20 protein-coding genes and 1 pseudogene are annotated in these 21,995 nt (G+C 61.0%); 12 read left to right on the top strand and 9 right to left on the bottom strand.

All coding sequences use genetic code 11. The features are described from left to right. Positions 1–174 precede the first annotated feature (174 nt). Positions 175–2,316 carry a catalase HPII gene (katE, locus tag BFP89_RS18010; RefSeq protein WP_065886770.1) on the top strand — a complete coding sequence of 714 codons (2,142 nt, stop codon included), beginning with the start codon at positions 175–177 and terminating at the stop codon, positions 2,314–2,316. A 109-nt stretch (positions 2,317–2,425) separates the two neighbouring features. On the opposite strand, the gene BFP89_RS18015 is transcribed toward katE, so the two are convergent. From BFP89_RS18015 to zur, 4 genes are read right to left on the bottom strand one after another with little or no spacing between them, the layout of a single operon-like run. Then, complete coding sequence (locus BFP89_RS18015; RefSeq protein WP_065886771.1) at positions 2,426–3,145, bottom strand: PA5502 family lipoprotein; 720 nt, start codon at positions 3,143–3,145, stop codon at positions 2,426–2,428. Positions 3,146–3,182: 37 nt separating this feature from the next. Further along, positions 3,183–3,971: a zinc ABC transporter permease subunit ZnuB gene (gene znuB / locus BFP89_RS18020; RefSeq protein ID WP_065886772.1), complete on the bottom strand. Its 789-nt coding sequence runs from the start codon at positions 3,969–3,971 to the stop codon at positions 3,183–3,185. Then, positions 3,964–4,743 carry a zinc ABC transporter ATP-binding protein ZnuC gene (znuC, locus tag BFP89_RS18025; protein ID WP_065886773.1) on the bottom strand — a complete coding sequence of 260 codons (780 nt, stop codon included), beginning with the start codon at positions 4,741–4,743 and terminating at the stop codon, positions 3,964–3,966. The genes znuB and znuC overlap by 8 nt, the downstream gene beginning before the upstream one ends. Further along, positions 4,743–5,225 (bottom strand): zinc uptake transcriptional repressor Zur, encoded by a 483-nt coding sequence (gene zur / locus BFP89_RS18030; protein WP_065886774.1) that lies wholly within the window; start codon positions 5,223–5,225, stop codon positions 4,743–4,745. The genes znuC and zur overlap by 1 nt, the downstream gene beginning before the upstream one ends. A gap of 58 nt (positions 5,226–5,283) precedes the next feature. Between zur and BFP89_RS18035 the strand changes: the two genes are divergently transcribed. Continuing rightward, a complete protein-coding gene (locus BFP89_RS18035) occupies positions 5,284–6,213 on the top strand; it encodes a zinc ABC transporter substrate-binding protein (protein ID WP_065886775.1) in 930 nt (309 codons plus the stop codon). A gap of 143 nt (positions 6,214–6,356) precedes the next feature. On the opposite strand, the gene BFP89_RS18040 is transcribed toward BFP89_RS18035, so the two are convergent. Together BFP89_RS18040 and BFP89_RS18045 are read right to left on the bottom strand one after the other, a co-directional pair. Then, a complete protein-coding gene (locus BFP89_RS18040; protein ID WP_065886776.1) occupies positions 6,357–7,310 on the bottom strand; it encodes a homoserine kinase in 954 nt (317 codons plus the stop codon). Positions 7,311–7,366: 56 nt separating this feature from the next. Next, the gene (locus tag BFP89_RS18045; protein ID WP_017528747.1) at positions 7,367–7,657 is read right to left on the bottom strand and encodes a DUF2782 domain-containing protein; all 291 of its coding nucleotides are present in this window, start codon (positions 7,655–7,657) and stop codon (positions 7,367–7,369) included. A 74-nt stretch (positions 7,658–7,731) separates the two neighbouring features. Here BFP89_RS18045 and polA point away from each other — a divergent pair, with 74 nt between their 5' ends. Then, entirely contained in the window at positions 7,732–10,527 is a 2,796-nt protein-coding gene (polA, locus tag BFP89_RS18050; protein ID WP_065886777.1) for a DNA polymerase I, read from the top strand. 269 nt (positions 10,528–10,796) lie between these two features. Here polA and yihA read toward each other — a convergent pair whose 3' ends face one another. Continuing rightward, a complete protein-coding gene (yihA, locus tag BFP89_RS18055) occupies positions 10,797–11,438 on the bottom strand; it encodes a ribosome biogenesis GTP-binding protein YihA/YsxC (protein ID WP_042943980.1) in 642 nt (213 codons plus the stop codon). 211 nt (positions 11,439–11,649) lie between these two features. Between yihA and BFP89_RS29400 the strand changes: the two are divergent. The 6 genes and pseudogenes from BFP89_RS29400 to BFP89_RS18080 form a co-directional block, all read left to right on the top strand. After that, a pseudogene (locus tag BFP89_RS29400) lies at positions 11,650–11,751 on the top strand (cytochrome); the annotation flags it as partial. 33 nt (positions 11,752–11,784) lie between these two features. Next, positions 11,785–12,396: a c-type cytochrome gene (locus tag BFP89_RS18060; RefSeq protein ID WP_065886778.1), complete on the top strand. Its 612-nt coding sequence runs from the start codon at positions 11,785–11,787 to the stop codon at positions 12,394–12,396. 168 nt (positions 12,397–12,564) lie between these two features. Next, the gene (gene dsbA, locus BFP89_RS18065) at positions 12,565–13,200 is read left to right on the top strand and encodes a thiol:disulfide interchange protein DsbA (protein WP_065886779.1); all 636 of its coding nucleotides are present in this window, start codon (positions 12,565–12,567) and stop codon (positions 13,198–13,200) included. Positions 13,201–13,210: 10 nt separating this feature from the next. Next, positions 13,211–14,089 (top strand): endonuclease/exonuclease/phosphatase family protein, encoded by an 879-nt coding sequence (locus BFP89_RS18070; RefSeq protein ID WP_065886780.1) that lies wholly within the window; start codon positions 13,211–13,213, stop codon positions 14,087–14,089. Continuing rightward, positions 14,086–16,122 carry a diguanylate cyclase gene (locus BFP89_RS18075; protein ID WP_065886781.1) on the top strand — a complete coding sequence of 679 codons (2,037 nt, stop codon included), beginning with the start codon at positions 14,086–14,088 and terminating at the stop codon, positions 16,120–16,122. Before BFP89_RS18070 ends, BFP89_RS18075 begins: the two co-directional genes overlap by 4 nt. Before the next feature lie 89 nt (positions 16,123–16,211). Further along, on the top strand, positions 16,212–16,988 hold the full coding sequence (locus BFP89_RS18080) for an N-acetylmuramoyl-L-alanine amidase (RefSeq protein WP_065886782.1): 777 nt from the start codon (positions 16,212–16,214) through the stop codon (positions 16,986–16,988). A gap of 8 nt (positions 16,989–16,996) precedes the next feature. Here BFP89_RS18080 and BFP89_RS18085 read toward each other — a convergent pair whose 3' ends face one another. Next, entirely contained in the window at positions 16,997–18,784 is a 1,788-nt protein-coding gene (locus BFP89_RS18085) for an ATP-binding protein (protein ID WP_065886783.1), read from the bottom strand. A gap of 10 nt (positions 18,785–18,794) precedes the next feature. Continuing rightward, a complete protein-coding gene (algB, locus tag BFP89_RS18090) occupies positions 18,795–20,141 on the bottom strand; it encodes a sigma-54-dependent response regulator transcription factor AlgB (protein ID WP_057725682.1) in 1,347 nt (448 codons plus the stop codon). A gap of 401 nt (positions 20,142–20,542) precedes the next feature. Here algB and BFP89_RS18095 point away from each other — a divergent pair, with 401 nt between their 5' ends. The 3 genes from BFP89_RS18095 (at position 20,543) to BFP89_RS18105 (ending at position 21,540) form a co-directional block, all read left to right on the top strand. Further along, entirely contained in the window at positions 20,543–20,827 is a 285-nt protein-coding gene (locus BFP89_RS18095; RefSeq protein ID WP_065886784.1) for a hypothetical protein, read from the top strand. Positions 20,828–20,905: 78 nt separating this feature from the next. Further along, complete coding sequence (locus BFP89_RS18100) at positions 20,906–21,070, top strand: DUF1328 domain-containing protein (protein WP_003187386.1); 165 nt, start codon at positions 20,906–20,908, stop codon at positions 21,068–21,070. 2 nt (positions 21,071–21,072) lie between these two features. Further along, complete coding sequence (locus tag BFP89_RS18105) at positions 21,073–21,540, top strand: inhibitor of vertebrate lysozyme family protein (protein WP_065886785.1); 468 nt, start codon at positions 21,073–21,075, stop codon at positions 21,538–21,540. Positions 21,541–21,995 lie beyond the last annotated feature (455 nt).

Below are 21,995 nucleotides of genomic sequence, written 5' to 3' on the forward strand. Positions count from 1 at the left end.
TTCGCATCCATCCAGCGATTTGGCAATAACGAGACCAAAGGTCATAAAAAAGGAACGGCTCAAAACCCTGTCAGTCACTACTTAAGCAATTCGATCTCCCGGGTGCCGTGTCCGGGGTTTCGCTCAAATGAGCCGGGGACCGCTCTGGCCACTTTGACTAAGGAGTTTTGACTGATGAGTACCAAGAAGCCAGCCACCCCGCCGAAGAGTGAACTCGCGGGCACTGATACCCTGGACCGAGGCAATACCAACGCCAAACTGCAGGCGCTGGAAGAATTCCGTTCCGATGCGACCGGTCAGGCCCTGCGCACCAACCAGGGCGTGAAGATCTCCGACAACCAGAACACCCTGAAGGTCGGCGCGCGTGGCCCGTCGCTGCTGGAAGACTTCATCATGCGTGAAAAGATCACGCACTTTGACCATGAGCGTATTCCGGAGCGCATCGTGCATGCCCGTGGTACGGGCGCCCATGGCTATTTCCAGAGCTACGGCGACCATTCCGCGCTGACCAAGGCCGGTTTCCTACGGACTCCAGAGCATAAAACCCCGGTGTTCGCGCGTTTTTCCACGGTGCAGGGCCCACGCGGTTCCGGTGACACCGTGCGTGACGTACGCGGTTTCGCCGTGAAGTTTTTCACCGAGGAAGGCAACTTCGACCTGGTGGGCAACAATATGCCGGTGTTCTTCATTCAGGATGCGATCAAGTTTCCTGACTTCGTGCATGCCGTTAAGCCTGAGCCGCACAACGAGATTCCTACCGGCGGGTCGGCGCACGATACGTTCTGGGATTTTGTCTCGCTGGTGCCCGAGTCGGCGCATATGGTGGTGTGGGCAATGTCTGACCGCGCCATTCCAAAAAGCCTGCGTGCCATGCAGGGCTTCGGTGTACATACCTTCCGTTTGATCAACACCGAAGGCAAGTCGAGCTTTGTGAAGTTTCACTGGCGGCCGAAAGTCGGCACTTGCTCGCTGGTATGGGACGAAGCGCAAAAGCTGGCCGGTAAAGACACCGACTACCACCGTCGCGACCTGTGGGAGTCGATCGAAAGCGGCGATTACCCTGAGTGGGAGCTGGGTGTTCAGATCGTTGCAGAAGAAGACGAGCATAAGTTCGACTTCGACCTGCTCGACCCGACCAAGATCATCCCGGAGGAACTGGTACCGATCACGCCGCTGGGCAAGATGGTGCTCAACCGTAACCCGGACAACTTCTTCGCCGAGGTCGAGCAGGTTGCGTTCTGCCCGGGCCATATCGTGCCGGGTATCGACTTCACCAACGACCCACTGCTGCAAGGTCGTCTGTTTTCCTACACGGACACCCAGATCAGCCGTCTCGGCGGGCCGAACTTCCATGAGATCCCGATCAACCGCCCAGTGGCGCCGTTCCATAACGGCCAGCGCGACGCTCAGCATCGCACGGTGATCGATAAAGGGCGTGCGGCTTATGAGCCCAACTCCATCGATGGCGGCTGGCCGAAGGAAACACCTCCCGGTCCTACGGATGGTGGCTTCGAGACTTACTACGAGCGCGTTGATGCCAACAAGGTGCGCGAGCGCAGCGAATCGTTCGGCGACCATTTCTCCCAGGCCACGCTGTTCTTCAACAGCATGAGCCATCACGAGAAAGAGCACATCATCGCCGCCTACAGCTTCGAGTTGGGCAAGGTCGAGCGCGAACATATTCGTGCCCGCCAGGTGAATGAGATTCTGGCCAACATCGACCTGGAACTGGCCAAGCGCGTTGCGCAGAACCTGGGCTTGCCGGCGCCGACCAAAGGCACGGTGCCTGTGCGTGAAACGTCGTTGAAGGAATCGCCGGCCTTGAGCCAGGTGAACCTGCTGTCGGGCGACATCAAGACGCGCAAAGTGGCGATTCTGGCGGCGAACGGCGTGGACGGTGCGGCGATTGCTGCACTCAAGGCAGCCCTGGAGGCTGAAGGTGCGCATGCCAAGCTGCTCGGGCCGACGTCGGCGCCTGTGACCACGGCCGATGGCAAGTCGCTGCCGGTGGATGCGTCGATGGAAGGCATGCCGTCCATTGCGTTCGACGCGGTGTTTATCCCGGGCGGCAAGGAGTCGGTCAAGGCCTTGAGCGGCGACGGCGTGGCATTGCACTACGTGCTGGAAGCGTACAAGCACCTGAAGGCCATTGCGGTCGCCAGCGACGTGAAGCCATTGCTCGACCTGTTGAAGCTGGAAGCGGATGCGGGGTTGATCGTGGGGGCGGATGCCAAGGCGTTCAAGGCGTTCTTTGCCGCGATTGCTCAGCATCGGGTATGGGAGCGTGAGCCGAAGGCTAAGGCGATTCCGGCTTAATTTGTTGGTTGTTTGTTAGATCGTCATCGGGGGCAAGCCCCCTCCCACATTTGAACTGAATTCCAATGTGGGAGGGGCGGTGCGACGATTCGACTTGCCCCCGATGCTTTTAGTCCGCTTTACGCGGAATCAGCACAACCTGCGCCGGAATGTGCTTCAGAATTTGCCGGTGAATCTTCAGGTCATACCCCGAATCAATTCGCTTCACCCGTTTGGTCAGCAATGTGGCCAGCCACGGGTAATCCTCGGTGCGTGGCACCTGGATACTGACGTCGCACTGGTAATTCACCACGTCGGTGGCGATGGCATCCAGTTGATGGCGCATGGCTTCGACATCCGCCAAATTCAGCGCCACGGTGGTGCTCGGCGCCACCGGGTCGATGACCTTGGCGGCGGGCTTGGCTTCGGCCGCTTTCAGGGCGGCCTCGGCCTGATCCAGCTCGGCTTTGCGCGCATGACTGATGGCGCTGTTAACGCCGCCGGTCAGGGCCGGGGCCTTGGGCATCAGCGCGCGGGCACGGCTCAGCGCCGTGGCGGCGGCGTTGACGTCACCCTTTTGCAGCACGATCTGGCTGCGCTGCAGGTAGGCTTCGGCCAGCTGGCGCTGGTAAGCCTCGAGCGCCGGGTCATTGGGCGATTGGGCCTGCAAGGTGGCGAGCTGGTCTTCGGCCGTGGCCAATTCGCTGCTGGCCAGGTTTTGCTCCAGCTGCGCGATGGCCGCAGCGCGCGGGTCCGGCGCTTCGGGGGCGGCGGGCGGTGTGCTTTGACAGGCGCCCAGCAGCAGGGAAAATGCGGCAAGGAGCAGATAACGGAAAGTGAACGGCTTCATTCCTGCGACTCTCTATTTGCGCAAAAAGCGAGCAAGTCTACACCCCTCGACGGGGCAGGACAAAACTCAGCAGAAACAGGGCGGCCGCCGACACCACAATCGACGGCCCGGCCGGCGTGTCCTTGAACCATGACAAGGCCAGGCCCCCACACACTGCCAGCATGCCCAGCAGACTGGCGCCGATTGCCATTTGCTCCGGCGAACGGGCATGGCGCTGAGCGGCGGCGGCTGGAATGATCAGCAGCGAGGTGATCAACAATACGCCGACAATCTTCATCGCGACAGCGATCACCACCGCGATCAACAGCATCAGCGCCAGGCGCAGGGCCGGCACGGGCAAACCTTCCACCGTGGCGAGTTCTTCATGCACGGTGATCGCCAGCAGTGGGCGCCACAGGCTCACCAGCAGCACCAGCACCGCCGCGCTGCCGCCGAGGATCCATGCCAGGTCGGTAGGACTGATTGCCAGCAGATCGCCAAACAGGTAGGCCATCAGGTCGATGCGCACTTCATGCATGAAGCTCAGCACCACCAGGCCCAGGGACAGGGTGCTCGGCGCCAGGATGCCCAGCAGCGTGTCGGACGCCAGCGGCTGGCGCTGCTGCAGCGTCACCAGTAACACCGCCAGCAGCAGGCAGCCGACGGTTACGGCGATGGTCGGGCTCACGTCCAGCAGGAAGCCCATGGCCACGCCAAGCAGTGCGGCATGGGACAAGGTGTCGCCAAAGTACGCCATGCGCCGCCAAACCACGAACGAGCCCAGCGGGCCCGCCACCAACGCCAGAGCCAAGCCTGCCAGCAGGGCGTAGAGCAGAAAATCAGCCATGCTTGCAGCTATCTCCATGAACGTGGGGGGTAGAAGCGTCATCGACAACGGCGCCATGCAGATCGTGGGCGTGGTCGTGATGGTGGTGATAGATCGCCAGGCTCTGGGCGTTCTTGCCGAACAGCTCGACGAACGCCGGGTCGCCGCTGACCTGTTCCGGGTGGCCGGAGCAGCACACGTGACGGTTGAGGCAGACCACTTGATCGGTGGTGCTCATCACCAGGTGCAAGTCGTGGGAGACCATCAGCACGCCGCAGCCATGACGGTCGCGCAACCGGGTGATCAGGCTGTACAGCTCGGCCTGGCCGGCGACGTCGACGCCTTGCACCGGCTCATCGAGCACCAGCAGCTCCGGCTCGCGCAGCAGGGCGCGGGCCAGCAGCACGCGCTGCATTTCACCGCCGGAGATGCTCTGCACCGGACTGTCGATCACCTGTTCCGCGCCGACCTCCTTGAGCGCCGCCTGCGCGCGGGCGCGGTCTACACCCGGCACCAGGCGCAGAAAACGCAATACCGATAGCGGCAATGTGGGGTCCACGTGCAGCTTCTGCGGCATATAGCCCACGCGCAGCCGGGGCTTGCGCCATACGCTGCCGCGGTCGGGCTTGAGCAGGCCGAGCACGGCGCGCACCAGGGTGGTCTTGCCGGCGCCGTTGGGGCCGATCAGGGTCACGATCTGCCCCGGCTCCACGCTCAGCGCAATGTTGTCCAGCACGTGTTGCCCGGCGAACGTGACCCCGACCTGCTCCAGGCGGATTAACGGGTTGCTCATCAAGCCCCCTGACAGCCCGAGCACAGGCCGACCACTTCGACCGTTTGCCCTTCGACGCTGAAGCCGACTCCGGCGGCGCTTTTGACGATGGCATCACTGATGCTTTTCTGTTCAAGCTCGATGGCGGCGTGGCACTCGCGGCAAATCAGGAACTGGCCCTGGTGCGCGTGCTCCGGGTGGTTGCAGCCGACGAACGCATTGAGCGAGGCGATGCGGTGCACCAGGCCGTTTTCCAGCAGGAAATCCAGCGCGCGGTAAACCGTAGGCGGCGCGGCGCGGCGGCCGTCCTGTTCGCTCAGCACGCCAAGGATGTCGTACGCGCCCAGCGGCTTGTGGCTTTGCCACACCAGCTCCAGCACGCGTCGACGCAGCGCGGTCAGGCGCAAGCCCTTCTGCGCGCATAGGGTGTCGGCCTCCGACAATGCGCTGTGAACGCAGTGAGAGTGGTCATGGGGACGGCTGGCAAGCGGTGTTATAGGCATGAGCGGCGACAGATATTTGATAGAGACGTTATTATGTTACCTGTTCCTATGCCATTGAGTGGTCATCGTGTCCCGACTTTTTCCCGTTTTTGTCGTATTTGTCACCAGTTTGTTCGTGGCTGGCGCTGCTCAGGCCGAGGTCAAGGTGCTGACCAGCATCAAGCCGCTGCAACTGATCGCCGCGGCTGTGCAGGATGGAGTGGCCGTTCCGGAGGTATTGCTGCCGCCGGGTGCGTCGCCGCATAACTTCGCCTTGCGTCCATCCGACGTACGGCGCGTGCAGTCGGTCGACCTGCTGTACTGGATCGGGCCTGACATGGAAACTTTCCTGCCGCGCGTGCTGAAAGGCCGTACCGCAGCGACGGTGGCCGTGCAGGATCTGCCAGGCATGAAACTGCGCCGTTTCGGCGAAGATAGCCACTCCCATGCCGACGAAGCCGACGAACATGATCACGATCATCGTCCCGGCAGCGTCGATGCGCATTTGTGGTTGTCGACAGTGAACGCGCGCGTCATCGCGGCGCGGATGGCGGCTGACTTCAGTGCGGTCGACCCGGCCAACGCCGAGCGTTACCTGAGCAACGCCAAAGCCTTCGCGGGTCGCCTGGATGCGCTGGATATACGCTTGAAGAAGCGCCTGGCAGGCGTTGAACGCAAGCCCTACTTTGTGTTTCACGAGGCCTTTGATTACTTCGAAGACGCTTACGGCTTGAAGCACACCGGGGTGTTCAGCGTAGCCGCCGAAGTGCAGCCCGGCGCCCAGCATGTGGCGGCGATGCGTACGCGGCTGCAGGAAGTGGGCAAGACGTGCGTGTTCAGCGAGCCGCCGCTGCGGCCGCGATTGGCCGAAACATTGGTTGCCGGGTTGCCGGTGAAATTGGCAGAGCTGGATGCGCTGGGCGGCTACACCCCGGCCACTGCGCAGGGGTATGAGCAGGTGCTGGAAAAGCTCGGCAATGATCTGGCTGGATGCCTGGAGTCACTCTAAATGTGGGGCAAGCGTTAAGGCTTGTTGTAGGAGCGAGCTTGCTCGCGAAAAACTCACAGGCACCGCGTTCATTCAGAAAGCACGCGTTATCGTTGACGTTTTTCGCGAGCGAGCTCGCTCCTACATTTGGACTGAGCAGGTCTTTAGAGCGCGAACGGCAGATGCACAGTGACCTGTTGGCGCTGCAGCAGGCGATGCTCGAATTCGGCAGGATCGTGAATCAACACATCCTGCCCGGCAAACGACTCGGCCGCGATCAGCCGCGACAGCCAGAACCGCACGCACGCCACGCGCAACAGGGTCGGCCATAGCTCGGCTTCCTTGGCGGTAAACGGCCGCAACCCCGCATAAGCACCCAGCAGCGCACGGGCGCGCGGCCCATCAATCACGCCGTCGGCGTCCGAACACCAGTCATTCAAGGCGATGGCGACGTCATACAGCATCGGCCCGGAGCAGGCGTTGTAGAAGTCGATCAGGCCGGTCAGGTGCGTGCCTTCGAACATCGCGTTATCGCGGAACAGGTCGGCGTGAACGTTGGCGCGCGGCAGGGCGAGGATCTGTGCCTTGTGGGTTTCGATCTCGCTCAACGCGTCCTGCAGCAGGCGCTGTTGTGCATCGTTGAGGTGCGAAATCAGCTGCGCGCCCTCACTGAGCATCCAGTCCAGCCCGCGATCGGTCCTGCGTTCCAACACCTTGTCGCCCTGGGTCGCCAGGTGCAGGTGGCCGAGCAGGTCGCCGACCTGGGCGCAATGCTGGGCGTTGGCGTGCGTGATGTGCTTGCCGGCCAGGCGCGGTTGCAGCAAGGCGGGTTTGCCCTTGAGTTCGCGCAAAGCGATACCGTCGGTGGTACGCAGGGCGTAGGGCACCGGCAGGTCGGCGTCGTGGAGCACGTCGAGCAGTTCGATAAAGAACGGCATTTCCGCCACGGGGCCGCGCTCAACCAGGGTCAGGACGAACTCGCCCTGCTCCAGGCTGATAAAGAAATTGGTGTTTTCGCTACCGGCGGCAATCCCCTGGAAATCAAGCAGGCGGCCGAGCCCGTAAGGGGCAAGAAAGGTTTCCAGCTCGGACCGAGCCAGGGGGGTGAACACAGACATGGTTAAAACTGCCGTTACGGGCGCCGCTCAGGGCGGCGCCGGTTGAAATTAGGGAATCATTTCCATTCGAAGATCTTCCATGACGGGATCAGCATATCCGGCTGGTCAGAACGGATGAAGTTCGCGTCGGTTCCATCCGCGCGTACCAGGAAATACGGTGGGGCGCCTTTCGGCGTTACCTTGATGGCATACAGGAAGCCGTTTTGACGGTACTCCTGGATGGTCTTGTCGCCTTCCGTGCGAATGGTCACTTCCGGATCGCCCGATGGGGCATCGTCTGCCGCCATGGCAGCCATCGGAGCGAGTGCAATCAAGCCAGTCAACAGCAGGCGATTGAATGTACGCATGATAACCTTGTCCCTTTGTTTTCATTGGTCCGGCTATTCTAGCGCCTGACCCGCCGAAAAGGTTGATCCTGCTCATGAGCCAAGCGCCCCTCGTCCTGGTGGACGGTTCTTCTTATCTGTACCGCGCCTTCCACGCGCTGCCACCGTTGACCACCTCCAAAGGCCTGCCGACCGGTGCGGTCAAGGGCGTGTTGAACATGCTCAAGAGCCTGCGCAAGCAATACCCGGACAGCCCGTTCGCCGTGGTATTCGACGCCAAGGGCGGAACCTTTCGCGATGAAATGTTCGCCGACTACAAGGCCAATCGCCCGAGCATGCCCGATGACATGCGCCTGCAGATCGAGCCCCTGCACCAGAGCGTGATCGCCCTGGGCTTCCCGTTGCTGTGCGTCGAAGGCGTCGAGGCCGATGACGTGATCGGCACCCTGGCCCGCAGCAGCGCCGCCGCTGACCGCCCGGTGGTGATCTCCACCGGCGACAAGGACATGGCGCAATTGGTGGACGGGCACATTACCTTGGTCAACACCATGACCGGTAGTTCGATGGACATCGAGGGCGTAAAGGAGAAATTCGGCGTCGCTCCGGAGCAGATCATCGATTATCTGGCGTTGATGGGCGATTCCTCCGACAACATCCCTGGGGTTCCCGGCATCGGTCCGAAGACCGCCTCCGGTTTGCTGGTGGGGGTCAATGGCGGTCTCAAAGAGCTGTATGAGCAGTTGGACATTGTGCCGACCCTGCCGATTCGGGGCGCCAAGACGCTGCCGGCCAAGCTGGAAGAGCACAGGGAGATGGCGTTCCTGTCCTATCGGCTGGCGACGATCAAAATCGACGTGCCTCTGGACATCGGCCTGGACGACTTGCACCTGATCGAGCCGGATCGCGAAAAGTTGCTGGAGCTGTACACGCTGCTCGAGTTCAAGAGCTGGTACGACGAGATCCAGCGCGATAGCAAGCGTGTCGAACTCAAGGCGACCAACGAAGTTGCACCTGCCGCCGAGGCGACTGCCGAGGCGGTTCTCGCAGTGCCGGTGGAGACGGTGTACACCACCATTCTTGACCAGGCCACGTTTGATCTGTGGCTGAAGAAACTCAACGACGCGACGTTGTTTGCCTTCGATACCGAGACCACCGGGATCGACGCCCAACAGGCCCAATTGGTTGGGCTGTCGTTTGCGGTACAGGCCCACGAAGCCGCCTATATTCCGCTGACGCATGCCTACACGGGCGCGCCGGAGCAATTGGACCGTGACACCGTACTGCTGGCCTTGAAGCCCTTGCTGGAAGATCCGGCCAAGCTCAAGGTGGGCCAGCACGCCAAGTTCGACATGAACATCCTGGCCAACTGCGCCATCGGTGGCGACCCGGCGCGCGGCATCACCGTGCGCGGCATCGCCTTCGATACCATGCTCGAATCCTACGTGCTGAACTCCACCGCGACCCGCCATGACATGGACAGCCTGGCGAAGAAGTACCTGGACCACGCCACCGTGAGCTTCCAGGACATCGCCGGCAGGGGCGCCAAACAGCTCACCTTCGACCAGATCGCCCTTGAGCAAGCCGGCCCCTACGCAGCCGAAGATGCCGACGTGACCTTGCGCCTGCATCAGGCACTGCACGCGAAGTTGACCGCGATCCCGAGCCTGGCCAGCGTACTGACGGATATCGAAATTCCGTTGGTGCCGGTGCTGGCGCGTATCGAGCGCCAGGGTGCCTTGGTGGACAAGGACCTGCTGGGCATCCAGAGCATCGAGCTGGGCAACAAGATGATCGAGCTGGAGCGCCAGGCCTTCGAAATCGCCGGTGAGGCATTCAACCTGGGTTCGCCCAAGCAGCTTGGGGCGATCCTCTACGAGAAGCTCGGCATGCCCGTATTGAAAAAAACCGGCAAGGGCCAGGCATCCACCGCTGAAGAAGTGCTGGCCAAGCTGGCGGAGGATGATTTTCCATTGCCCAAGGTACTCATGCAGTACCGCAGCATGAGCAAGCTGAAAAGCACCTACACCGACCGCCTGCCGGAACAGATCAACCCGCGTACCGGGCGTATTCATACGTCCTACCACCAGGCGGTGGCGGCGACCGGGCGTCTGTCCTCCAGCGATCCGAACCTGCAGAACATCCCGGTGCGCACCGCCGAGGGGCGGCGCATTCGCCAGGCGTTTATCGCGCCCAAGGGTTACAAGCTGCTGGCGGCGGACTATTCGCAGATCGAACTGCGGATCATGGCGCACCTGTCCAAGGACGAAGGGTTGATGAATGCCTTTCGCAATGATCTGGACGTGCACACCGCCACGGCTGCCGAGGTGTTCAAGGTTGAGTTGAGCGAAGTCACCTCCAACCAGCGCCGCAGCGCCAAGGCGATCAACTTCGGCCTGATCTATGGCATGGGCGCCCAGAAGCTGGGCAAGGACATTGGCGTCGACACCAAGACTGCCAAGGCCTATATCGATGTGTACTTCGCCCGCTACCCCGGTGTGCGCGAGTACATGGAGCGCACCCGTGCCCAGGCGGCGGACCAGGGCTACGTGGAAACCTTCTTCGGGCGGCGCCTGTACTTGCCGGACATCAACTCCAACAAGCCCCAGGAGCGCGCGGCGGCAGAACGCACCGCGATCAACGCGCCGATGCAGGGCACGGCAGCGGACATCATCAAGAAGGCCATGGTGAAGGTGGACGACTGGCTGACGGAATCAGGCCTGGACGCCAAGGTTATCCTTCAGGTGCACGACGAACTGGTACTGGAGGTCCGTGAGGATCTGGTCGCCGAGGTCAGCGAAAGAATTCGCGAGCACATGAGCGCTGCGGCTCAGTTGGACGTGCCCCTGGTAGTGGACGTGGGCGTTGGCGATAACTGGGACGAGGCGCATTGATTCTGCGGTTTCGCCGTCACAACCGGTGATGGCGAAACGCTTTAGATCGGAAGCTGCCGTCAGTTATTTCCAAGTGTTTTTTGAACCTGCCGGAACTTAACCTGTGAACTGCCACTCAGAGTTACTGAATGGGTGGTGAAGCCCTTCAATGCTCCTATGTTGTGTTAAGTGTTGGCAGATATCCGGACCCCGCCCTAGCGGTTCGGAACTTGGACCCCGAACTTCCCCTCCCCATACGAAGTCCGGGGTTTTTTTTGCCTGCGCAAAAGTTATTCGGCGATTTCCGCGCCCTTGTCCGCCAATTCCATCCAGCCGGCCAGTACGGTGTAGGCGTCTTCCAGGCCCATGCGCTTTGGCGCGGAGAACAATTGGATGGTGATGGCATCGCCCCAACCCTTGCGGATTTCGGACTGCACTTTGAGCAGGGTATTCTTGGCCGCGCCGTAGGTCAGCTTGTCGGCCTTGGTCAGCAGGATATGCATCGGCATGCCGCTGGCGACCGCCCAATCGAGCATCAACAAGTCGAAATCGGTCATTGGATGACGGATGTCCATCATCAGGATCAGACCTTTCAAACTCTCCCGACCACCCAGGTAAGCCTCCAGGTGACGCTGCCAGTGCAGCTTCAACGGGATAGGGACTTTCGCATAACCGTAGCCCGGCAGGTCGACCAGACGCCGATCATCGTCTAGCTTGAAGAAATTGAGCAACTGCGTGCGACCCGGGGTTTTCGAGGTGCGTGCCAGGCTGGCATGGGTGAGCGTGTTCAGGGCGCTGGACTTGCCAGCGTTGGAACGGCCGGCAAAGGCGACTTCAAAGCCTTCGTCATCGGGGCATTGGTCCACTTTGGCGGCGCTGAGCATGAAGGTGGACTGTTGGCACAGGCCGAGGATGGGATTCTTGAGTTGCATGAGATTTCCGATGTGGGCGGTGCCGAAAAAGGGTGCGGCAAGCGGTGTCGTTTCCGTTTCAGTAGCGCCAGTATATAATGCCGCAGATTTTGTGTGTGCTTTGTCCCAGCGAAGGATGACGTTCACGGGAGCGAAAAGACCTTTATTGCGCATTAGAACGCAAAACGCTCTCAAACCCTGAATTGATCGACACATGATCAAGTGATTGCCCCAGGGTTTCAAGGCAATGCCGCCGCGTGGTTTGTGCATGGACTGCAGTACCGAGGATTACCAGGCCATCAATGAGTTGATGGTGAGTAAACCCGGTAGATAACTCTTAAACCCTTAGCCGTAGTTGGATTAGCTGATGAACAAACTGATCGTGAGTCTGCTGTTGACCTTGGGCATCACCGGTATTGCCCATGCCGCAGGCGACGCTACCGCGGGGCAGGCGAAAGCCGCCGTGTGTGGTGCTTGCCATGGACCGGACGGTAACAGCCCGGCGCCGAACTTCCCCAAATTGGCCGGCCAGGGTGAACGTTACCTGGCCAAGCAGATGCACGAAATCAAGGATGGCAAGCGCGTGGTGCTGGAAATGACCGGCTTGCTGGCCAACTCCAGCGATCAGGACATCGCTGACATCGCGGCGTATTTTGCCAGCCAGAAAGGCAGTGTGGGAGCTGCCGATCCGAAACTGGTCGCCCGTGGCGAGAAACTGTTCCGTGGCGGCGACCTGGACAAGGGCCTGCCCGCCTGTACCGGCTGCCATTCGCCAAATGGCGCAGGCAACGCCGCCGCCGGCTTCCCGCACTTGAGCGGCCAGCACGCTGCCTACATCGCCAAACAGCTGACCGACTTCCGCAAGGAAGAAGCCGGCCGGGCCAATGATGGCGACGCAATGACCATGCGCACCATCGCCCGCAAACTGAGCGATGAAGACATTGCTGCAATCTCCAGTTACATCCAGGGCCTGCACTGACAGACGGCAACGTTAACGCTCGATTAATCCGTCGATGCAAGCATAAAAAGGGTGGCCACGGCCGCCCTTTTTTGTGGCCGCTGCCGTTACACTAACGAACTCATGTCCGCGTAGACCTGTCACACATAAAGGTCGCGTGAGGCGACTTTATTTGTCCAGGAGTAAAGCATGCGTAATCTGATCCTCAGCGCCGCTCTCGTCACTGCCAGTCTCTTCGGCATGACCGCACAAGCTGCCGACGTGCCGCTTGAAGCCGGTAAAACCTACGTTGAACTGACTAACCCGGTCCCGGTTTCGGTGCCCGGCAAAATCGAGGTGGTGGAGCTGTTCTGGTATGGCTGCCCGCATTGCTACGCCTTTGAACCGACCATCAACCCCTGGGCCGAAAAGCTGCCCAAGGACGTGAACTTCAAACGCATTCCGGCCATGTTCGGCGGCCCATGGGATGCCCACGGCCAGCTGTTCCTGACCCTGGAAGCCATGGGTGTGGAGCACAAGGTCCACAACGCGGTATTCAACGCGATCCAGAAAGAAGGCAAGCGCCTGACCAAGCCGGACGAAATGGCTGACTTCGTTGCCACCCAGGGTGTCGATAAAGACAAGTTCCTGGCCACCTTCAATTCCTTTGCCATCCAGGGCCAGATCAAGCAGGCCAAGGAACTCGCGCAGAAGTATGGCGTGCAAGGCGTACCGACCCTGATCGTCAACGGCAAGTACCGTTTCGACCTTGGCACTGCCGGTGGTCCTGAAGCGGTCCTCAATGTCGCCGACCAGCTGATCGCCAAAGAGCGCGCAGCCAAGTAAGGGGCTCGCCATGCGTCGTTGGGGTACCGAGCGTGTCGTCGGCCTGCATGATCCGCAGGTCAACGAACATCACCTGGAGTCCACAGGCCTGCCGGCGGACAGCCGCTTGCGCCTGCTCAGTTTCAATATTCAGGTGGGTAACAGTACCGAGAAATATCGGCACTACCTCACGCGTGGCTGGCAGCACTTGCTGCCGCACAAGGGGCGTACCGGCAACCTGCAGAGAATCGGCGACCTGCTCAGCGACTTCGACCTGGTCGCCCTGCAGGAAGCCGACGGCGGCAGCCTGCGCTCCGGCTACATCAATCAGGTGGAGCACCTTGCCCAGCTCGGTGCCTTCCCCTACTGGTACCAGCAACTCAATCGCAACCTCGGGCGCCTGGCGCAGCACAGCAATGGTGTGCTCAGTCGCCTGAAGCCGACAGTCATCGAGGATCACCCGTTGCCAGGCCCCAAGGGGCGCGGTGCGATCCTGGTGCGTTTTGGCGAAGGCCCGGAAGCCCTGGTGGTGGTGATGATGCACCTGGCCCTCGGCGGGCGTACGCGCAACCTCCAGTTGGCCTACGTGCGCGACTTGATTGGCAACTACAAGCATCAGGTGTTGATGGGGGACATGAACACCCACGCCAACGACCTGCTGCAGAATTCCCCGCTGCGTGACCTCGGCTTACTGGCGCCGCAAGTCGAAGCCACGTTTCCCAGTTGGCGCCCGCAGCGCTGCCTGGACCATATCCTGCTCAGCCCGAGCCTCACACTGGAAAGTGTGCAGGTGCTGGCGCACCCCATTTCCGATCACCTGCCGGTCGCGGTGGAAATTCGTCTGCCGGGCTCGCTGACGGCTGATGCGTTCCCCGCATTGAGCCCTGGCCCCGGCGGACCTGTTGCATGAGCGACGACGCCCAGCGCTGGAAAGAAAAGTACCTTAAAGGCGTTGAGCAGCAAGACAAGCTCGAACGCCGCTGGGCCGCCCGCCTCGATCTGTTGCGTCGAGGGCTGGTGCGCAGCACGCTGGCGGCGGAAGGGACTGACCGCGCTGTCGATCAGTGCATGAAGGAAATGCGCGATGTCGTGCGCACTGACGACATGGACGCCGCCCTGGCCGCCCTGCTGCCGCGTCTGGAAAAGGCCGTGCTGGATTCCGAGCAGCGCCGCGAAACCCGGGTTGACCAAATCAGTACCGCCCTCACCGCCCTGGTCGCGCAGTTGCAGAAACTGCCGCTGCCCCGTGAGGTGGCGCGCCCGCTGAAAACCTTCGCCAAGCAGCTTGACGGTCGAGTCGGGCAGGCACGGGAAATACCGCTGCTGCTCAGCGAGTTGAGCAGCCTGCAGGAACAGGCGCTGAATAACCTGGAGCCGGATGGCGAAACGCCGCGCTCCGGGCCCGGGTTATTACAGCGCCTGTTTGGTGCCAAGGAGCCCTCAAGCGAAGCCCCCGAGCCCGAGACACCCCCTGCGCCACTCTCCGTCGCGCCCTCGCCTGCAGCGCTTGAAGCCCCGGAACCCGCGCACTCCGAGGAGCTGACCCAGGCATTGCGAGCTTTCGCGCCGTTGCCGCCGACAACGGACGTCTCTGCGCCTGCCGTCAAAGAGGTACCGGCCGGCGTAACGTCCGAGTTCCAAGCGCCTGCTCAAACGCCGCTCGCGCCCATGCCCGACGAAACCTTCGATCGTGAGGCGCCTGACACCCCAGCCGATGACGCCGCTCCCGAAAGTGCACTCGCGGCTTTTATCGAAGCGCCCCAAGACTCCGTCGATACGCCAGAGGAAACGCTGATCGGCAGCCTTTCACTCCCGCCCGTATTGGATACCGCAGAGCCTGACCCCGACGCCGTGCAGTCGGATGGTCTCTACGCCCTGCCCGATTCGCCCGAGCCTTCCTATAGCTCGGTTGCCAAGCATATTGAAGACACCTTGCTCGGCCTGCTGGAAGACCTGTCCCTGCCCGAGCGCCACCGACCCCAGGCCGAAGCCATGCGCGAACGCCTGGCCGATGGCTTGAACTGGTACGAGCTGCTGCCGATCCTCGACGACCTGGCGGTGCTGATGCTGGCGGTTACCGACAGCGGCCAGCATGAATTCGAGGCTTACCTTAAACAGCTCAACGAGCGTCTTGAGGCATTCCAGGGTCACCTGCAGGTCGCCAGCGAAGGGCACGCCGACAGCCGCTCCGCCGCGCGGGAGCTGGACACGCAAATTCGCGAACAGGTAGACGGCCTGCAAAGCAGCGTGCAGGACGCGGCCGATCTGGACAGCCTCAAGCAGGTGCTGGAGAGCCACCTCGAGGGCTTGCTCGGCACCATGGACGAGCACCGACAACAGCGCGACCAGCGCGAGCAGGAAGTGGCCGCGCGGCTCCAGGGCCTGGCTGAACGGGTGGCGAACATGGAGCAGGAAGCCCAGGGCTATCGTGAGCATTTGGAGATACAGCGCCAGAAGGCGCTGATCGATCCGCTCACCGGCCTGCCCAACCGCGCGGCCTGGAGTGAGCGCCTGGATCATGAGGTCAATGCCTGGCACCAGCGTGGCAACAGCCTGTCACTGGCCATGCTGGACCTCGACCACTTCAAGCGTATCAACGACGGCTACGGCCACCTGGCCGGCGATAAAGTCCTGAAGATCATCGCCAATGTGCTGCGCAAACGCCTGCGTCCGACCGATTTTATTGCGCGCTTCGGCGGCGAAGAATTTGTGTTGTTGATGCCCGATTCGGCCCTGGCGGATGCCTTGGCTGTCGGTGACGTGTTGCGAGTGGCCATCGAGGCTTGCCCGTTCCACTTCAAGGGCGAACCGGTGACCATCACCGTATCCATGGGCGTGGCGCAGTTCCAGCCGGGCGAGCGCAGTGACCTGGTACTCAAGCGCGCCGATGAAGCGCTTTACAGGGCCAAGGCGGCGGGGCGTAATCGGGTGCAGGCGGCGTAAAAAATGTTCTGAATATGTAATTTGACCGCTTGCCCGCCAGCGGTACGTTACACTGTTGCATTATCGTCCTTTGTGTAATGCCTTCTCCTATGAAATCTTTCTTCATCGCCGTTGCCGTTGTTCTGCTCGCCGGCTGCTCCAGCGGCCCGCGCATCAATACCAGCCATCCTTCCGTGAATCACGACAACCGCGTGCAGTTCGTGGTGGTGCACTACACCTCTGCCAACCTCGAGCGCTCCCTCGCGCTGCTGACCCACGGCCAGGTCAGCAGCCACTACCTGATCGGCGATGACGCCTCAGGCACAATCTACAAGCTGGTTGATGAAAGCCAGCGTGCCTGGCATGCGGGGGAAAGCGAGTGGATGGGGCGTACCTGGCTCAACTCCAGCTCCATCGGCATCGAGATCGTCAACCCCGGCTATAGCGATACCCCGACCGGCCGGGTGTGGTACCCGTACTCCGAGGCGCAGGTGAAGTCGCTGGTGGTGCTGCTCAAGGACATCAGCAAGCGTAACGGTATCAACCCCAGGAATATCATCGGGCATAGCGATATCGCGCCGCTGCGTAAATTGGACCCGGGCCCGTTGTTCCCATGGAAGCGCCTGGCCGATGAGGGTCTGGGGGTCTGGCCGAATGCCCAGGCAGTGGCGCAATTGCAGCAGCAGTACGCCGCGCAGCTGCCGAGCATCACCTGGTTCCAGGAAGAACTGGCGCGTCTGGGCTACCCGACGCCGCAGACCGGTGAGCTGGACGTGGCCACGCGTCACGTGATCGCCGCATTCCAGATGCGTTTCCGCCCATCGTTGTTCGACGGAACGCCGGATGCGCAAAGTGCGGCAATCCTGCGCGCCTTGAACCAACGCTGAATGGGGTCTTACAGAGGCAAGGCCATATAGAACTGTGTGCCCTGCCCCGGCCGTGAATACACGCCCATGCGGCCGCCGTGCAATTGCACGATTTCCTTGCACAGCGCCAGCCCCAGGCCGGCGCCGCCTTTCTTGCGCCCTACCTGCACGAAGGGCTCGAAGATGCGCCCCTGCTGGCCGTAGGCAATGCCTTCACCGTTGTCCTCGACGCTGATAATCACCCGTTCGCCATGACGTCGCGCCTGCAAGCGAATCTGTCCATCCTCGGCAGTATGCCGCAGGGCATTGCCCAGCAAGTTGTCGAGCACGCGCTCCAGTTGCGCCTGGTCGGCGTACAGGCGTGGCAGGCCTGACTGGGCTTCCACCAGCAGTTCGACGCGTTGCGCGTTCGCCGGTTCGGCGAACCGGGCCCGGGCATGTTCCAGCAGGTCGGTGACGTCGCACGGCCCCAGCGTGAGTTTCTGCAGGCCGTTCTGGTAGCGCGAGAAGTTGAGCAAATCGTTGATCAACTGCATCAACCGCTGCATTTCTTCGTTGACCGTGTCCAGCAGGTCGGCTTCGCGTGACTCAGCCGGGAACTTGGCTCGTTCGCGGAAAAGTCCGAAGGCCATGTGCATGCCGGTCACCGGTGTACGCAATTCATGGGAGGCGCGCAACACGAACTCGCTGCGCACCCGCTCAAAGGCACGTTGCTCGGTGACGTCATGCAGCACCATCACGGCGCCCAGAATATGCCCCTCGGTGTGGCTCACCGGGGTCAGGCTGTACGTCAGCAGGCGCAGCTCACCTTCGACTTCCACTTCCAGATCTTCCGGCGCCCGCTCCAGATTGCCGCCGCGCAGCACCAGATGCAGTTGTTCATCCATTTCCGGGCGGCCCAGCGCTTCGCCCAGGCCCTGGCCGAGGCGCTCTTCGTCCCAACCCAGCTGGCGTTGCGCGACGGGGTTGAGGTGTTCAAGGCGGCCTTGGCGGTCGATCATCAGCAGACCATCGTCGATGCTGTCGAGCACCGCCTGCAAGCGCTGCTGACCGGCGAGCAACTCATCGACATTGGTGGCCTGGTGTTGGCGCAAGGCCTCGGCCATGATGCCGAAGCGACGGGTCAGCAGGTTCATTTCCGCCGCCGTCGATATCGGTAATGTCACTTCGAAATCGCCTTGCCCGATTTTATCGGCAGCCTTGGCCAGCGCTTCGATGGGTGCGCCGAATCGCCGGGCAATGCCATGGGCAGTCACGAAGCCGATGATCAGCACCGCAAGGCCCACCAGCCCCAGCAAGCTGGCGACGAGCAGCGCACGTTCACGGGATTTATGCTCGCTGGTGCTGATATTTTCCAGCGCCAGCTTGTGGTGAACGATCAGCCCGTTGCGCAGGGTATTGAAGGCTTCAGTGAGCTTTTGCCTGCTGCTCGGCAGAGACGGGTTCTGTTGAGACTCGTCAAAAGCCTGCAGCAGGTTCTGATAGTCCTCGCGTGCCTGCTCGAAACCGTGGGTGTGACCGTCACGCTGTTCATGGGCTATGCCCTGGTCCAACAGGTCAAAGTAGCGCTGTTTGGAGGCTTGCAGGGCAGCAGGATCAGGCCGCTTTTCGAGCATCATGATCAGTTGATCGCCCAGGCTCTGGCGCAACTTCACACCCAGGTCCAGGGTGACGAAATTGCTGCGAATCAACGACTCCTGGGTCTTGGCCATCTGCATCACGCTGACCAGGCCCAGGATCAGCCCCAGCAGGGCCACGGTGATCAGCGCCGAGATGCTCAGGAATAACCGGGTGCGCAGTTTCATCGCGAGCTTCATGAGGTACAGCTCATAAGTTGTACTGTTTGCGTTTGCGATACAGGGTCGACGCATCGATGCCGAGGGTGCGGGCGGCTTGATCCAGTGTATCGCTGGTGGCAAGTACCGCGCCGATATGGGCTTTTTCCAATTCGTCCAGGCTCAGTGCCGCACCGATGCGTGGGGCGTTGTTGGTCGGTTGCTCGGCCATGCCGAGGTGGCTGATCTCGACCTTCTCCTGAGGGCAGATGATGCTGGCGCGTTCCACAACGTTGCGCAGCTCGCGGATGTTGCCGGGCCAGCGATAGTTGAGCAGCGCTTCGCGCGCCTGATCGCTGAAGCCGCGCGCCGGGCGGGCATATTCCTTGACGAAACGCGCCAGGAAGCGGTCGGCCAGGGTGAGGATGTCTTCGCTGCGCTCGCGCAACGGCGGCAGGTGCAACGTGATGACGTTGAGGCGGTACAGCAGGTCTTCACGGAAGCGGCCGTCGCGCACCATGTCTTCCAGGTTCAGGTTGGTGGCGGCGAGAATACGCACGTCTGCGCGGCGGGTAACCGGGTCGCCCACTCGCTCGTATTCCTTGTCCTGAATGAATCGCAGCAACTTGGGTTGCAGAGTCAGCGGAAAGTCGCCGATCTCGTCGAGAAACAGCGTGCCGCCGTCGGCCTGGTTGACGCGGCCCAATGTGCTTTCGCTGGCGCCGGTAAATGCGCCGCGGCTGTGGCCGAACAGTTCGCTCTCCATCAGTTCTGCGGTCAACGATGGGCAGTTGATGGTCACGCAGGATTTTTTCGAGCGTTTGCTCCAGCCGTGAATGGCCCGCGCCAACTCGCCTTTACCGGTGCCTGACTCGCCGAGGATCAAGATATTGGCATCGGTGCCGGCGACCTGCCGTGCGGTTTCCAGTACCACCATCATGGCCGGGCTATGGGAGTCGAGGCCGTCCTTGGGCTGGCGCACCGCGCCTTCCAGGGCTTCCAGGCGTGCCGAGAGTTGGCGTACTTCAAGCTGCTTGGCGGTGGCCAGGCGCAGTTGGTCCGGGCTGCAGGGCTTGACCAGGTAGTCGGCGGCGCCGGCCTGGATCGCATCGACTGCAGTGTCCACCGCCGAATGGGCGGTAACGATCACGACACGCATCCATGGCGCTTGAATACGCATATGCGCCAATACATCCAGGCCGTTGTCCTCGCCCAGGCGCAAGTCGAGAAAGCACAGGTCGAACACTTGGCGTTGCATCAACGCATCGGCTTGGGCTGCGCTGTTGGCGGTGGCGACGGTGTAGCCTTCATCTTCCAGGCAATAGCGGAAGGTACGGAGGATCGCGGACTCGTCATCCACTAAAAGAATGCGGCCTTGAAGTTCCTTGGCTGATTCCATCTGTCCCGCGCTCCTTAACTGTGAATGTTGGTGTTTAGTCCCGGAATAATCGGGCAAGTTGCATGGTTTATTCTGATCGATAAAAGGAAGCATCGCGTAGCTATCTGCACATCTTCCTACACGCCCTAGTAAAAGGCCCGATCTAGTGGCGTTTTCATAGCTTCTCGCCCCTTCGGCAATCGCCCATTCGCTTTCGATCCCTCGACCCGACCACTGACCATCGTGCATTTCGCACGGCCCCTGACCGTGCATCGTGCAGGATGCTGTGCTGTGTGCCGACAGATAATTCTTAACTATCTGATTTTATTGAGTTTTATTTTGTAAAAAAGCTGGCATGAGCTCTGCAATAGGTACTGCATAGAGCGTCATGACCGAATAATCAGAATGCGGGAGAAAGCAGTATGACTCGCCAAAGCCTCAGCCAATTGCGTGTATCGCCGCTTCATGTGCAGCAAGGTCTGTTCGCCAGCCTGGCGTTGACGGTCACGCTGATTGCCGGCCAGCAGATGCAGCATTGGCAGCAGAGTCAGCAGCAAGCCCCGCAGTTCGAACGCCCCGTCATGACCCAGACCCATTTTCGTTCCGTTGGCAGCACGACTGCCGATGTAACCGCCCCGCAACTGCGACTGGCAGACCAGGAGTCCACCCTGAGTGAACTGCCGGTTCAAGAACGCTGGGTGTTCTAAGCAACACATCGTCGCTCGCGTCGAGCGATTGCATGGCATCACCGCTGTTACCCCTATGAAAGCTTAAGGAGAATCACCATGTTGAGTTGGGCAATCACATTTCTGATCATCGCCATTGTGGCTGCAGTCCTGGGCTTCGGTGGTATCGCCGGCACCGCTACGGGTATCGCCAAGATTCTCTTCGTGGTCTTCCTGGTGATGTTTATCGCGTCGTTCTTCTTTGGTCGTAAAGGCCGAGGCTGAATATGACCACTGTGCCTTTTAAAGCCATAGCCGCCGCCCTGCTGTTGGGCGGCAGCAGCCTGGTGATGGCCGCCAATGACGGCCAATCCCGGGCCAATGAATTGCTCAGCACGGATGCGCAATACCGTGAAACCTGGCAAGGCGTGGTCAAGAAAGAGCAGCGCCTGCCCGAATGGGTGATGAACCTGTCGGGCGCGGCGGAGCAGATGAACGCTGTCGAAGAAGATGGTGAGAAGTACTTGGTAGGTCCGCTGTGTGAAACGGCAGATACCTGCCGGAACAAGCGCCTGATCGTCGCTTTCAGCTTCGATAAGGAAGATGCCTACGCCATGTTGGTGGAAGTCCCGGCCGGCCTGCCGGCGGACAAATCGCCGACGCGGCATGCCGATTACCGCTTTATCGGTAAGCCGGATGAAGGTATGCAGAAGCTGCTTATGGAGCAGCTGAAGAAAGATCCGAATTGGTACTAGGTTCCGTCTTACGGAGCCGGCGTCCATAGAAAGAAGCCAGTTCGCTTCTTTCTGTTTGCATCGCATACCGAATGCGATGCATGACCAGGGGGCCGGGTTGCTCTGATCGATCAGGATCGGCGTGACCTACGGGTACAGGGAGTGCCTGCGCAAGGGCCGGGTCAGGTGAAAAGCTGCGACGCAAGTTCACAAGTCCTCAAGCTTGCTGAACTTGCGGCGGGCTTATGACTCTCAAAGCCCGGGCATCATGCCGGTCATAGCCGGCATTCCTCGTTTTGCCTCTCGCCAATCATTACGTAGTGTGTCGGCGCGACCATCCATCGATAAATTTTTCCGAGCGCAATAGGCTGTTTCTTACGCCATGCCGCGGATATTCCAGGCTTTTCTACCCAACACCCCAAGTCCTCGGCTACCTCTGCGCAAGCCGGAATTGGCAGCTTCACGGCCGGTTCACC

The organism is Pseudomonas sp. 31 R 17 (assembly GCF_900004915.1).
GTDB classification, from domain to species: Bacteria; Pseudomonadota; Gammaproteobacteria; order Pseudomonadales; family Pseudomonadaceae; genus Aquipseudomonas; species Aquipseudomonas orientalis_A.

Bases quoted from the DNA above. Each gene is read 5' to 3' on its own strand.
- BFP89_RS18075 (WP_065886781.1), top strand. From the start codon at position 14,086: ATGAGCGACGACGCCCAGCGCTGGAAAGAAAAGTACCTTAAAGGCGTT.
- BFP89_RS18060 (WP_065886778.1), top strand. From the start codon at position 11,785: ATGAACAAACTGATCGTGAGTCTGCTGTTGACCTTGGGCATCACCGGT.
- BFP89_RS18070 (WP_065886780.1), top strand. From the start codon at position 13,211: ATGCGTCGTTGGGGTACCGAGCGTGTCGTCGGCCTGCATGATCCGCAG.
- znuB (WP_065886772.1), bottom strand. From the start codon at position 3,971: ATGGCTGATTTTCTGCTCTACGCCCTGCTGGCAGGCTTGGCTCTGGCG.
- dsbA (WP_065886779.1), top strand. From the start codon at position 12,565: ATGCGTAATCTGATCCTCAGCGCCGCTCTCGTCACTGCCAGTCTCTTC.
- zur (WP_065886774.1), bottom strand. From the start codon at position 5,225: ATGCCTATAACACCGCTTGCCAGCCGTCCCCATGACCACTCTCACTGC.
- BFP89_RS18100 (WP_003187386.1), top strand. From the start codon at position 20,906: ATGTTGAGTTGGGCAATCACATTTCTGATCATCGCCATTGTGGCTGCA.
- yihA (WP_042943980.1), bottom strand. From the start codon at position 11,438: ATGCAACTCAAGAATCCCATCCTCGGCCTGTGCCAACAGTCCACCTTC.
- katE (WP_065886770.1), top strand. From the start codon at position 175: ATGAGTACCAAGAAGCCAGCCACCCCGCCGAAGAGTGAACTCGCGGGC.
- BFP89_RS18015 (WP_065886771.1), bottom strand. From the start codon at position 3,145: ATGAAGCCGTTCACTTTCCGTTATCTGCTCCTTGCCGCATTTTCCCTG.
- BFP89_RS18045 (WP_017528747.1), bottom strand. From the start codon at position 7,657: ATGCGTACATTCAATCGCCTGCTGTTGACTGGCTTGATTGCACTCGCT.
- BFP89_RS18095 (WP_065886784.1), top strand. From the start codon at position 20,543: ATGACTCGCCAAAGCCTCAGCCAATTGCGTGTATCGCCGCTTCATGTG.
- polA (WP_065886777.1), top strand. From the start codon at position 7,732: ATGAGCCAAGCGCCCCTCGTCCTGGTGGACGGTTCTTCTTATCTGTAC.
- BFP89_RS18040 (WP_065886776.1), bottom strand. From the start codon at position 7,310: ATGTCTGTGTTCACCCCCCTGGCTCGGTCCGAGCTGGAAACCTTTCTT.
- BFP89_RS18080 (WP_065886782.1), top strand. From the start codon at position 16,212: ATGAAATCTTTCTTCATCGCCGTTGCCGTTGTTCTGCTCGCCGGCTGC.
- BFP89_RS18105 (WP_065886785.1), top strand. From the start codon at position 21,073: ATGACCACTGTGCCTTTTAAAGCCATAGCCGCCGCCCTGCTGTTGGGC.
- algB (WP_057725682.1), bottom strand. From the start codon at position 20,141: ATGGAATCAGCCAAGGAACTTCAAGGCCGCATTCTTTTAGTGGATGAC.
- BFP89_RS18085 (WP_065886783.1), bottom strand. From the start codon at position 18,784: ATGAAGCTCGCGATGAAACTGCGCACCCGGTTATTCCTGAGCATCTCG.
- znuC (WP_065886773.1), bottom strand. From the start codon at position 4,743: ATGAGCAACCCGTTAATCCGCCTGGAGCAGGTCGGGGTCACGTTCGCC.